This window comes from Pseudoalteromonas sp. S4741, from assembly GCF_005886135.1.
Lineage (GTDB): Bacteria > Pseudomonadota > Gammaproteobacteria > Enterobacterales > Alteromonadaceae > Pseudoalteromonas > Pseudoalteromonas tetraodonis.
The window spans coordinates 20086-31986 of record NZ_PNCN01000062.1 but is presented as its reverse complement, the minus strand read 5'-3'; the positions used below and the strand labels follow the sequence as shown (position 1 = coordinate 31986).

The following is an 11901-nucleotide window of genomic DNA, read 5'->3' as shown; positions in this document are numbered from 1 at the left end:
TGTTGCTAAGGATACAATAGAGGCTGTCAGTGGTTTTAGAGAGTGTTATGGATCAAAGTACTACACAAATTTATAAACGGCTTGTTTCTTACGTTGGTGCCTATAAGTCGGTTGCCATCGTCGCAATTATTGGAATGATAGGTTATTCAGGTATGGATGCATTATTCATCCAACTGATGAAGCCGTTTATCGATGAAGGTTTGAATGAGCGTAATAGTCAGGTACTTACTTATGCGCCATTAGTGGTTATTGCGTTGGTGATTGGGCGTGGCGTATTTAATTTTATGTCATCGTACTGTTTAAGCTATGTTGGTTCGCAGGTAGTGCGTGCGCTTCGCCAAGAACTATTTGAGCATATATTACATTTGCCGGTATCGTTTCATGATAAAAACTCGAGTGGCGACCTTATTTCAAAAATTACCTTTGATACAGAGCAAGTACAGCAAGCGATTACCAAAGCACTGCTTATTGTAGTTCGTGAAGGCGCTTTTGTGGTGTTTTTACTTGCAGTTATGTTTTATACCAGCTGGCAATTATCGTTAATCTTTTTAGTTATTATTCCATTAGTGGCTATTATAGTGGCGGTGGTATCTAAACGTTTTCGTCATATATCTAAAAATATTCAGTCTGCGATGGGGCAAGTTACCCGCAGCTCAGAGCAAATGCTCAGTGGTCACAAAGTGATCCATGGCTTTGGTGGTCAAACTCAAGAAATCGATCAATTTTCTAAAATTAATAATCATAATCGCCAGCAACGTATCAAAATGGATGCGACTAAGGCGTTAAGTGTCTCTATCATTCAAATTTTAGCAGCCAGCGCAATGGCCGTTATTTTATGGGTGGTGTCTATGCCCTCAATGATAGACAGTATTAGCTCTGGGGATTTTGTAGTGCTCATTTCTTCGATGATGATGTTACTACGCCCGTTAAAACAGCTTGCCAATGTGAACAGTGATTTACAACGCGGTATTTCAGCTGCGCAGAGTGTATTTTTAGTGCTAGATGAAGAAATAGAAAAAGACACGGGCACCTTATCGGTTGATAAAGTTAAAGGTCATATTGAGGTAAAAAATGTCACCTTTAAATACCCAACCAAAGACGAGCCGGTATTAAATAATTTGTCTATGACTATTAAAGCGGGCGAGAGCATTGCGCTAGTTGGCCGCTCAGGCTCGGGTAAATCCACCATATCAAACTTATTACCTCGCTATTATGATTTAGAAACGCCCAGTGAAATATTACTGGATGGTATTGCTTTAAATGAATATAAGCTCACCGATTTACGTCGTCAATTTGCTTTAGTATCGCAGCAAGTAGTGCTTTTTAATGACACGATTGCAAATAATATTTGTTATGGCCTCCAACGCGATGTATCGATGGAAGAGCTTCATACTGTGGCTAAACAAGCTCATGTGTGGGAGTTTGTTAAAGATTTACCGGAGCAACTTAACACTATGGTTGGTGAAAATGGGGTGATGCTTTCAGGTGGTCAACGTCAACGTATCGCGATTGCTCGCGCAATATTAAAAGATGCACCAATTTTAATTTTAGATGAAGCGACCTCGGCGCTCGATACTGAATCAGAAAAACTTATTCAACATGCCCTCGATACATTAATGAAAGACAAAACGTCTATTGTAATTGCGCATAGGTTATCGACTATAGAAAATAGTGACCGCATTTATGTAATAGACAGTGGTCAAGTTATTGAAAGTGGTACCCATACAGACTTACTTGCTAACGATGGCACTTATTCTGCGTTATGCAAAATGCAGTTTGGTGAGCAAGGGTGAGTAAAATAGAGCAAAGCTGGTATAAACCTTTTAGCTTAATTACGTTATTGTTATTACCACTGTCCGCTATTTTTGGCTGTATTTCTTTGCTGCGTAGATATTGCTATAAGTTCGGTATTTTTAAGTCATTTGTGAGCAATACGCCGGTTATTGTAGTTGGCAATATAAGCGTTGGCGGCAATGGTAAAACGCCGTTTGTGTTGTGGCTTTATGATTATTTAACTGCTAAAGGCTTATCTGTTGGTTTAATTAGTCGGGGTTACGGCGGGCAAGCAACTCATTACCCATTATTAGTGACTGCTAATACGACTACTTTAGAGGCTGGTGATGAGCCGGTGCTTTTATTTAACCGTTTACAGTGCCCATTAGTGGTTGGCCCTAATAGGCAACACAATATAGAAAAGCTCAACGCAAACTTTAAGCTTGATGTGATCATTTCTGATGATGGCATGCAGCATTACAAAATGGCACGCAGCATAGAATGTTGTATTGTTGATAGCGAAAGAAAATTTGGTAATGGTTTGCTAATGCCCGCAGGGCCACTGCGCGAAACCGTCTCTCGATTAAAGAGCGTAGACCTAGTAATTGAAAATGGCTCTGAGGATGAGTTTAGTTATCGCTTGCAGCCATCGGTTATTAAACGCGTTGCCGATAACACGGATATAGCGACGCCTTTAAAGGCTGCGCATGCGGTGAGTGCTATTGGTAACCCAGGTCGTTTTGAGGCTTCACTGCAAGCACAAGGTATTAAATTACTGTCTACACATCATTTTCGCGATCATTATGCTTATAGCGCTGATGATTTCGCTCAATTTGGCGATGACTGTGTATTAATGACAGAAAAAGATGCGGTTAAATGCCGTGATTTTGCAAAGCCTAATTGGTATTACCTGCCTGTTGATGCTCAACCAACAGCGGCGGTAATAAACACATTAAATTTACTATTAAAAGAAAAAGGGATCCATCATGGCCTTTGATACGAAGTTACTCGAAATTATTGCTTGCCCCGTGTGTAAAGGTAAGTTGCGCTTTGATAAAGAAAACCAAGAGCTGATCAGTACAGCTGCAAAGCTTGCTTACCCGGTACGCGATGATATTCCGGTATTACTTGAAAATGAAGCCCGAGAATTGTCTCTTGAAGAGGTAGAAAAGTGGAATTCGTAGTAGTTATTCCTGCACGTTACGCTTCTACTCGTTTGCCAGGTAAACCACTTGCTGATATTTGTGGCAAGCCAATGATCCAACATGTCTATGAAAAAGCGTGTTTGTCGGGAGCGAGTAAAGTGGTTATAGCCACCGATCATCAAAAAGTATTTGATGCGGCTAAACACTTTACCAATGATGTATTGATGACTCGAGAAGATCATCAATCAGGGACTGAACGGTTAGCAGAAGTCGTTGATTTACTTGATTTATCAGATGATACTATCGTGGTTAATGTGCAGGGCGATGAACCGTTATTATCCCCTGATAACGTGTCACAAGTAGCAACATTATTAGCGCAATCAACCGCGCCAATGGCAACCCTCAGTGTTGCCATTGAAGAGCGTGAAGAGGTGTTTAACCCTAATGCGGTTAAAGTGGTCAGCGATATCAATAAAAATGCCTTATATTTTTCAAGAGCCAGCATTCCATTTGATAGAAGCGCCATGATGGCAGAGCAGCAACCACTTAATTTAGCGCCTTTTCAACGCCATGTGGGTATTTACGCGTATCGCGCTGGCTTTATAAAGCAATATATTCAATTATCGGTATCACCATTAGAAGTTTTAGAATCACTAGAGCAGCTAAGGGTGCTTTACCATGGCTATGCGATTAAAATAGAGCAAGCGGTGGTGACCCCTCATGCTGGGGTTGATACACCAGAGGATTTAGCTAAAGTCGTTGCGCATATTCAAAGTAAAGCGCGTGAATAAAGCAGATACGCCTGTGTTAAAGGTGCAATACACGCACGATGATTTTTATATTATAACTAAACCTGCAGGGCTTAATTTTCATTCAGAAGAAAGCCCTGGTTTTGTGTTTCTTGCTGAGCAACAACTAAACGAAAAGTTGTTTGCGGTTCACCGTCTAGACAAAGTGACTTCAGGGCTGATCATATTAGCGCGGCATAAAGACGCTGCGGCAAAGTTTACCCAGATGTTTACTGAGCATACTATTAATAAATTTTATTTAGCTGTAAGTGATTCTAAGCCTAAAAAAAAGCAAGGTTGGGTTAAAGGAGACATGGCGAAGTCACGTCGGGGTACTTTTAAACTATTAAACTCGCAAATAAACCCCGCAATTACGCGGTTTTATTCATTTAGTTTTAAAAGTGGTTTTAGAGCTTACCTATTAAAACCCTATTCGGGTAAAACCCATCAGCTCAGAGTTGCTTTAAAGAGTTTGGGTGCCCCCATAATGGGTGATGCGAGTTATGCAGGCAGCCCCGCAGAGCGTACCTATTTACATGCATTTGCGCTGGATTTTTTATGGAAAGGGCAAAAAATACAACATACCCTGTTGCCAGAATCTGGTGAAGAGTATGCGCAATTGATAAAACATCAAGATTTTAATTCTTGGCAAACGCCGTGGAAACTGGATTGGTAAATGAGTGAACAAGTAACTGATATCCGCTTTGGTGGTATTAAACGACTGTATGGTCAACAGCAATTTGAGTGGTTACAGCAAGCACATTTTTGTGTTGTGGGTATTGGTGGTGTAGGCAGTTGGACTGCTGAAGCACTAGCGCGTACCGGCGTAGGTAAAATCACCTTAATAGATTTAGATGATATTTGTGCAACTAATGTAAATCGTCAAATTCATGCCTTAACAGGCACAATAGGGGAAGCTAAAGTTGATGCGATGAAAACTCGCTGCAAGCTTATCAACCCTGAGTGTGTGGTGAATGTAATTGATGACTTTATTAGCCTTGATAATATTCAAGAACATATTCAAGGTTTTGATTATGTAATAGATTGTATTGATGCGGTTAAAGAAAAAGCGGCGTTAATAGCTCACTGTAAACGTAATAAAATGCCTATAATTACAACTGGCGGTGCAGGTGGTCAAACCGATCCGAGTCAAATTACCTTTGGCGATGTGGCAAAAACCACTCAAGATCCATTACTTGCAAAAGTGCGTTACATTTTGCGTAAACAATATAATTTTAGTTCAAACCCAAAACGTAAATTTAATATTGACTGTGTATATTCCACTGAACAGCTTGTTTACCCAGGTAGTGACGGCAGTGTGTGTCATGCGAAGCAAAATGCTGATGGCAGTATGAACATGGATTGTAATAATGGCTTTGGCTCAGTGACGATGATCACCGGTAGTTTTGGTTTTTTTGTTGCCGCTAAAGCGGTTCAAAAATACTTAGACAAGCGTGTGCGTCTAAATACTTAGATAAAGTGTTTTGGTTTAATAGTATTTAAAAAGCGCTTAAAGCGCTTTTTGTTTGGCCATGGTTTGTATTGTTTCAACCATGGCTTTTACTCCATTGCCCCTTGACGCACTCAAATGACTGATTAAGCCTAACTTTTCAAATTCATCATAAGCATTTACTGCTAACACTTCCTCGGGTGTTAAACCGTTATAAAGGGCTAAAATTAACGCCAATAAACCTTTTACTATGCGAGTATCAGAGTCTCCAATTACAACCAGTGCATTCTCGGTTAGGTCAAACTCGACAAACATCCATACTTTACTCTCACAGCCTGGCACTAACGCATCATCTGTTTTTAATATATCGGCTAAAGGTGGCAGCGTTTTACCGAGTAACATAATTTCACGGTACTTTTGTTGCCAGTTACTACTGCTTTGAATACTTTTAGTTACGAGTTGATATGTGTGTGTCATTATTTATCCAAATTAGTCTAATAAAGCAATACATTCTTTGAGTGCGGCAATAAATTGGTCTACATCTTTAGTCGTATTATAAAAAGCAAAACTCGCTCTCAATGAGCCATTTAGGTTTAAATGACTCATTAAAGGTTGGGTACAATGATGACCATTTCGTACAGCAACACCATAGCCGTCAAGTAAAGTTGACAGATCATAAGGATGTTCATTTTTATAATTAAAGCAAAGTGTGCCAATATTCGATTTGAGGTCGCTGTAAATAATAATACCGTCTATTTTGCTCAATGCGTTCGCTGCATAAATAAACAACTGCTGTTCATAGTGCTGTAATGTTTGCAGATCAAGCGCCATTAAATACTCAAGTGCAGCGCCAAAACCTAAAACACCGGCTATATTTGGCGTTCCTGCTTCAAATTTAGCCGGTGCATTACGATAAGTACTGTGCGTTAAGGTTACTTTTTCAATCATTTCACCGCCTGTTTGATAAGGCGATAGTGCATTAAGGGCTGTATAACGGCCATATAAACCGCCTAGCCCTGTTGGCCCCACCATTTTATGAGCAGAAAACACGTAAAAATCACAATCGAGCTTTTTTAAATTCGGTCTTAAATGCAGCGCCCCTTGTGCGCCATCGACTAAGGTTAGCGCGCCTACCGCCTTCGCTGAGGCTATTAAGGGGACTAAATCAGTAATATTGCCTAGCGTATTAGAAGCGTGAGTAATAGCCAGTAGTGCAGGGTCGGTGCGCTTAATCACTTCACAACACTGTGCTATATCAAACGTAGCATCTGCGTTAAGTGGTAAAGTTTTTAATGTTGCCCCGGTTTGCGCTGCCAGTTCTTGCCACGGCACGATATTAGCGTGATGTTCGATTGGGCTAATTAAAATAGTGTCAGCAGCTGTTAATGTATTTCTTAAGCCATGAGCAACTAAGTTAATCGCTTCAGTGGCACCTTTGGTCCAGACAATTTCGTTACTGGTTACCTGAAAATAATCGGCAACGCGTTGACGTACTTGCTCATAAGCCGCTGTAGCTTGCTCACTCAGCGTATGACGTCCACGGTGAACATTTGCATTCTGCGAGGTGTAAAACTGTGACGTAGCGTCAATCACGCATTGTGGTTTTTGTGTTGTTGCTGCTGAGTCTAAATAAACAAGAGGGTAGCCATTAATTGTCTGATTTAGGGTAGGGAAATCATTACGGATTGTTTTAGGATCAAACGAGGACACAGACATAGGCTCATAAAGTTAATCAAGTGGGCAGGAATTGTAATCTGTTTAAGATAATTCTCAAGTAGCAGTTAATAAAAAAGGCCGCAGAGGCGGCCTTTTAAACTAACTTAATGCTTAACGCTTGTCAGTTGCTTTATAATCACGGTGTGTTTTACCTGTGTAAAGCTGACGTGGACGGCTGATCTTGTGGCCAGGTTGAGAAAGCATCTCGTCCCAGTGTGAGATCCAACCTACAGTACGTGCCATTGCAAAGATTACAGTGAACATGCTGGTAGGGATGCCGATTGCTTTTAAGATAATACCTGAGTAGAAATCTACGTTAGGGTAAAGTTTCTTCTCAACAAAGTACGGGTCTTCAAGTGCAATTTGCTCTAGTTTCATTGCGATATCAAGCAATGGATCTTGAATGTTTAGCTCTGCTAACACTTCATGACATGTTTGACGCATTACTGTTGCACGAGGATCGAAGTTTTTGTAAACACGGTGTCCAAAGCCCATAAGACGGAACGGGTCCGCTTTATCTTTAGCTTTTGCTACGTATTCGTCAATGCGATCAACTGAGCCAATTTCTTCTAACATGTTTAAACATGCTTCGTTAGCACCGCCGTGAGCAGGGCCCCAAAGTGATGCAATACCCGCAGCAATACATGCATAAGGGTTAGCACCAGAAGAACCTGCTAAACGTACTGTAGAGGTTGATGCGTTTTGCTCATGGTCCGCATGAAGCATGAAGATTTTATCCATTGCTTTAGCTGTGACAGGGTTTACTTTGTATTCTTCAGCAGGCACAGAGAACATCATGTGTAAGAAGTTTTCTGCATAGCTTAAGTCATTGCGTGGGTATACAAATGGTTGACCGATGTTTGTTTTGTACGCCATTGCTGCAATTGTTGGTAACTTAGCAACTAATTTAATAGCGCTTGTTTTACGTTGAACTGCATCAGTGATATCCAGATCTTCATGGTAGAAAGAAGATAAAGCACCAACCACACCACATAGCATCGCCATAGGGTGAGCGTCAAAACGGAAACCTTGGAAGAAGTTTGCGATTTTTTCATCTAGCATAGTGCTACGAGTGATTTTTGTAGCGAAATCATCGTATTGCTCTTTAGTTGGTAACTCACCATTTAATAGTAAGTAGCATAACTCAACGTAGTTAGAGCTTTCTGCTAACTGTTCGATTGGGTAACCACGGTGTAATAAAACACCCTTGCCACCATCGATGTAAGTGATGGTAGATTCACAAGAACCAGTCGACATGAAACCTGGGTCATAAGTAAAGTGACCATGTGAGCCGAGTGTACGTACGTCAATTACATCTTGGCCAGCAGTACCTTGATAAATTGGAAGTTCGATTGGATCTAGCCCATCAATATGGACCGTGGCTTTCTTATCTGCCATCTATGTATCTCCTATTAAGATAACTATTCTGATTTTTATATTCTAAAATCTATTCTAAGCACATCCCTACATTTTAACGTGAAAGAGGGGTATAAAGTCAATTTTTATAAGTATTATGCACATATGTATAATAAATATTCGGTATAGATTGAATATTATACCATTGGCTAATTCGCAAACGATTCAAAGTAAACAAGAATTGTAAAAGAGTCTCCGGCTATATATACTAATGGAGGTTTTTAACCAATTTGTATTTGGGTAAACTTTTTTTTACATAATAATTTTCATAAAAAGTGAACTTTATTAGTATCAATACGTTTATTTTGATAGTTCCACCAGAAACATTTGGTGGGTTTTAGAAAAACAAGTAGATGAGCCCCACTGTGGGCAAGATGGGCAAGTAACTGTGAAAAAGCAAAGACCTGTAAATCTAGATCTAACAACTATATCTATGCCGGCAACGGCTAAAGCTTCAATTTTTCACCGCGTCACCGGTGTTGCATTATTTTTTGCTTTAACGTTTGTCATTTGGGCTTGGTCAGAGTCTCTTTCTTCAGCTGAAGGTTTTGAATTCGTCAAGAGTCTGTTTAACGGATTCATTGCCAAATTTATAGCTTGGGCCACCCTTTCTGTATTGGGTTATCATCTTATCGGTGGTATCCGTCACATTATTATGGATATGGGACATTGGGAAGAACTTGAATCAGGCAATACTAGCGCTAAAATTGCGATGGCACTTGGCGTTGTGTTTGCTGTATTGGCAGGGGTGTGGATATGGTCTTAAATCAAGCAACTCTTAAACGTGATGGCGTACAAGATTTTGTATCTTTACGCACAACGGCATTAATAATAAGCGCGTATGCAATCTTTATTATTGGCTATTTTTTAGCAATGCCAGAAGTCACATATGAAGCCTGGACAGGCCTATTCTCAAACCTAGCAATGAAAGGGGCAACGTTAATCACCCTAGTTTGCATTATGGTTCATACCCGTATCGGCCTTTGGCAGGTTCTTACCGACTATGTAAAGAACGCTAAATTGCGTGCTTTTTTAGGCTTTGTACTAAACCTAATGGCTGTTGCTTACGTAGCTGTGGGTTTAATCGTTTTATGGGGTGTTTAAGTGAAATATTCTGTTCGTGAATTTGACGCCGTAGTAATTGGTGCCGGTGGTGCAGGTATGCGCGCTGCTCTTGCTATTACTGAATCTGGCAAAACATGTGCGCTAATCTCTAAAGTTTTCCCGACACGCTCACACACTGTATCTGCTCAAGGCGGTATTACAGTCGCGTTAGGTAACTCGCATGAAGATAACTGGGAATGGCATATGTATGATACCGTTAAAGGTTCCGATTTTATCGGTGACCAAGACGCTATCGAATACATGTGTCAAACTGGCCCAGAAGCTATTACTGAATTAGAAAACATGGGCTTACCATTTTCGCGTTTTGAAAATGGCCGTGTTTACCAACGTCCTTTCGGTGGTCAATCGAAAAACTTTGGTGGTGAACAGGCTGCGCGTACTGCAGCAGCAGCTGACCGTACGGGTCATGCATTATTACACCTTCTTTATCAACAAAACGTTAAAAACAAAACCAATGTATTCTCAGAATGGTATGCACTTGATTTAGTTAAAAACGATAATGGCGATGTAGTAGGCTGTACAGCGATTGAAATTGAAACAGGTGAAATCACCTTCTTCAAATCAAAAGCAGTTGTGTTAGCTACAGGTGGTGCAGGTCGTATTTTCGCATCAACAACCAATGCTCACATTAATACCGGTGACGGTGTTGGTATGGCTGCACGTGCTGGTATTTCTATGCAAGACATGGAAATGTGGCAGTTCCACCCGACAGGTATAGCTGGCGCTGGTACGCTAGTAACTGAAGGTTGTCGTGGTGAAGGTGGTTATCTTTTAAATAAAGATGGCGAACGCTTCATGGAACGTTACGCACCAAATGCTAAAGATTTAGCGTCTCGTGACGTTGTTGCTCGTTCAATGATGACAGAAATTCGTGAAGGTCGTGGTTGTGATGGTCCTTGGGGTCCTCACCTCAAGTTGAAACTTGACCACTTAGGTGAAGAAACGCTTAACTTACGTCTTCCAGGTGTATGTGATCTTGCTAAAACATTTGCTCACGTTGACCCTGCAAAAGAACCGATTCCAGTTATCCCAACATGTCACTACATGATGGGTGGTGTTCCAACAAACGTAAATGGTCAAGTACTTAACATCGATGCTGCTGGCAACGAAAAAGTAGTACAAGGTTTATTTGCTGTTGGTGAGATCGCCTGTGTATCTGTACATGGTGCTAACCGCTTAGGTGGTAACTCATTACTTGATTTAGTTGTATTTGGCCGTGCAGCAGGTAACTTCTTAGGTGAATACCTAAATGACGTTGAAATTTCTAAAGCGGCTTCAGAGTCTGACCTAGAAGCGTCTCTTGCGCGCTTTAACCGTTGGGAAAACTCAACAACTGGTCAAGGCGAAGACCCAGTTCAAATCAAGAAAGACCTACAACAATGTATGCAGCTTAACTTTTCGGTATTCCGTGAAGGTGATTCAATGGCTACAGGTCTTACTGAACTTAAAGAAATCCGTGAACGTTTACAGCACGCGCGTCTTGATGACAAATCATCAGATTTTAACACCATGCGTATTGAATGTTTAGAACTAGACAACTTAATGGAAACAGCTTACTCAACTGCAGTAGCTGCAAACTTCCGTACTGAAAGCCGTGGCGCACACTCTCGCTTTGACTTCCCAGATCGTGATGACGAAAACTGGTTATGTCACTCAATATTTAATCCGGTATCGGATGAAATGAGCAAGCGTAAAGTAAACTACGAGCCTAAAACACGTGAAGCTTTCCCACCTAAAGCACGTACCTACTAGGAGCGAGACGATGGCACAAGTACAATTTTCAGTTTATCGTTACAATCCGGATGTTGATAATGCACCTCGTATGCAAGATTACACTTTGCAAACTGAGGAAGGCCAAGACATGATGGTATTGGATGCACTTTTACTATTAAAAGAGCAAGATCCTACACTATCGTTTCGTCGTTCATGCCGTGAAGGCGTGTGTGGTTCAGACGGCGTAAACATGAATGGTAAGAACGGTTTAGCATGTATTACTCCTTTATCTACGCTGCAAAAAAATGGCAAAGGTAAAATCGTAGTGCGTCCATTACCTGGACTTCCTGTTGTTCGTGACCTTGTTATTGACATGAGTCAGTTCTACACTCAATACGAAAAAGTAAAACCGTATCTAATTAATGATGAGCCTGCTGCAGGTGAACGTCTTCAATCTATCGAAGAACGTGATAAATTAGATGGGCTTTACGAGTGTATTTTATGTGCATGTTGTTCTACATCGTGTCCTTCTTTCTGGTGGAATCCAGATAAGTTTATAGGTCCAGCAGGCCTTCTTCATGCTTACCGTTTCTTAGCTGATAGCCGAGACACAGCAACAGAAGAGCGTTTAGCTGACTTAGACGATGCATTCAGTGTGTTCCGTTGCCACAGTATCATGAACTGTGTTAGCGTTTGTCCTAAGGGTCTTAATCCGACCAAAGCAATTGGACAAATAAAATCTATGTTATTAAACCGCTCGGTTTAATTTCTAGTA

At 40.8% G+C, this 11901-nt stretch carries 13 protein-coding genes; 10 read left to right on the top strand and 3 right to left on the bottom strand.

All coding sequences use genetic code 11. The features are described 5' to 3' along the window. Positions 1 to 47: 47 nt before the first annotated feature. The 6 genes from msbA to tcdA are packed head-to-tail and all read left to right on the top strand — an operon-like array spanning position 48 to position 5180. Positions 48 to 1793, top strand: coding sequence for a lipid A export permease/ATP-binding protein MsbA (msbA, locus tag CWC30_RS10125; protein ID WP_138627021.1), 1746 nt, complete (start codon positions 48 to 50; stop codon positions 1791 to 1793). Continuing rightward, positions 1790 to 2770, top strand: a complete 981-nt coding sequence (gene lpxK / locus CWC30_RS10120; RefSeq protein WP_138627020.1) for a tetraacyldisaccharide 4'-kinase — start codon at positions 1790 to 1792, stop codon at positions 2768 to 2770. The genes msbA and lpxK overlap by 4 nt, the downstream gene beginning before the upstream one ends. After that, positions 2760 to 2957 (top strand): Trm112 family protein, encoded by a 198-nt coding sequence (locus CWC30_RS10115; RefSeq protein WP_008112074.1) that lies wholly within the window; start codon positions 2760 to 2762, stop codon positions 2955 to 2957. The genes lpxK and CWC30_RS10115 overlap by 11 nt, the downstream gene beginning before the upstream one ends. Then, positions 2945 to 3709 (top strand): 3-deoxy-manno-octulosonate cytidylyltransferase, encoded by a 765-nt coding sequence (gene kdsB, locus CWC30_RS10110; protein WP_069439506.1) that lies wholly within the window; start codon positions 2945 to 2947, stop codon positions 3707 to 3709. Before CWC30_RS10115 ends, kdsB begins: the two co-directional genes overlap by 13 nt. Further along, positions 3702 to 4382, top strand: a complete 681-nt coding sequence (locus tag CWC30_RS10105; protein WP_058154677.1) for a TIGR01621 family pseudouridine synthase — start codon at positions 3702 to 3704, stop codon at positions 4380 to 4382. The genes kdsB and CWC30_RS10105 overlap by 8 nt, the downstream gene beginning before the upstream one ends. After that, the gene (gene tcdA / locus CWC30_RS10100; protein WP_069439505.1) at positions 4383 to 5180 is read left to right on the top strand and encodes a tRNA cyclic N6-threonylcarbamoyladenosine(37) synthase TcdA; all 798 of its coding nucleotides are present in this window, start codon (positions 4383 to 4385) and stop codon (positions 5178 to 5180) included. 36 nt (positions 5181 to 5216) lie between these two features. On the opposite strand, the gene CWC30_RS10095 is transcribed toward tcdA, so the two are convergent. The 3 genes from CWC30_RS10095 to CWC30_RS10085 all read right to left on the bottom strand — a co-directional run bounded on the left by CWC30_RS10095 (position 5217) and on the right by CWC30_RS10085 (position 8270). Next, on the bottom strand, positions 5217 to 5633 hold the full coding sequence (locus tag CWC30_RS10095; RefSeq protein WP_036982589.1) for a SufE family protein: 417 nt from the start codon (positions 5631 to 5633) through the stop codon (positions 5217 to 5219). A 12-nt stretch (positions 5634 to 5645) separates the two neighbouring features. Next, a complete protein-coding gene (locus tag CWC30_RS10090) occupies positions 5646 to 6872 on the bottom strand; it encodes an aminotransferase class V-fold PLP-dependent enzyme (protein WP_138627019.1) in 1227 nt (408 codons plus the stop codon). A 111-nt stretch (positions 6873 to 6983) separates the two neighbouring features. After that, positions 6984 to 8270 (bottom strand): citrate synthase, encoded by a 1287-nt coding sequence (locus CWC30_RS10085; protein WP_036982594.1) that lies wholly within the window; start codon positions 8268 to 8270, stop codon positions 6984 to 6986. 406 nt (positions 8271 to 8676) lie between these two features. On the opposite strand from CWC30_RS10085, the gene sdhC reads away from it, so the two are divergent. From sdhC to CWC30_RS10065, 4 genes are read left to right on the top strand one after another with little or no spacing between them, the layout of a single operon-like run. Continuing rightward, the gene (sdhC, locus tag CWC30_RS10080) at positions 8677 to 9054 is read left to right on the top strand and encodes a succinate dehydrogenase, cytochrome b556 subunit (RefSeq protein WP_138627018.1); all 378 of its coding nucleotides are present in this window, start codon (positions 8677 to 8679) and stop codon (positions 9052 to 9054) included. Beyond that, on the top strand, positions 9045 to 9392 hold the full coding sequence (sdhD, locus tag CWC30_RS10075) for a succinate dehydrogenase, hydrophobic membrane anchor protein (protein WP_013465012.1): 348 nt from the start codon (positions 9045 to 9047) through the stop codon (positions 9390 to 9392). Before sdhC ends, sdhD begins: the two co-directional genes overlap by 10 nt. After that, positions 9393 to 11165, top strand: a complete 1773-nt coding sequence (gene sdhA, locus CWC30_RS10070) for a succinate dehydrogenase flavoprotein subunit (protein ID WP_138627017.1) — start codon at positions 9393 to 9395, stop codon at positions 11163 to 11165. 10 nt (positions 11166 to 11175) lie between these two features. After that, positions 11176 to 11892 (top strand): succinate dehydrogenase iron-sulfur subunit, encoded by a 717-nt coding sequence (locus tag CWC30_RS10065; protein ID WP_008112091.1) that lies wholly within the window; start codon positions 11176 to 11178, stop codon positions 11890 to 11892. Positions 11893 to 11901 lie beyond the last annotated feature (9 nt).

What these genes read in the sequence shown, in the direction of transcription:
- CWC30_RS10095 (WP_036982589.1), bottom strand. Translation starts at nt 5,633, where the DNA reads ATGACACACACATATCAACTCGTAACTAAAAGTATTCAAAGCAGTAGT.
- CWC30_RS10065 (WP_008112091.1), top strand. Translation starts at nt 11,176, where the DNA reads ATGGCACAAGTACAATTTTCAGTTTATCGTTACAATCCGGATGTTGAT.
- sdhD (WP_013465012.1), top strand. Translation starts at nt 9,045, where the DNA reads ATGGTCTTAAATCAAGCAACTCTTAAACGTGATGGCGTACAAGATTTT.
- CWC30_RS10115 (WP_008112074.1), top strand. Translation starts at nt 2,760, where the DNA reads ATGGCCTTTGATACGAAGTTACTCGAAATTATTGCTTGCCCCGTGTGT.
- CWC30_RS10090 (WP_138627019.1), bottom strand. Translation starts at nt 6,872, where the DNA reads ATGTCTGTGTCCTCGTTTGATCCTAAAACAATCCGTAATGATTTCCCT.
- tcdA (WP_069439505.1), top strand. Translation starts at nt 4,383, where the DNA reads ATGAGTGAACAAGTAACTGATATCCGCTTTGGTGGTATTAAACGACTG.
- msbA (WP_138627021.1), top strand. Translation starts at nt 48, where the DNA reads ATGGATCAAAGTACTACACAAATTTATAAACGGCTTGTTTCTTACGTT.
- CWC30_RS10085 (WP_036982594.1), bottom strand. Translation starts at nt 8,270, where the DNA reads ATGGCAGATAAGAAAGCCACGGTCCATATTGATGGGCTAGATCCAATC.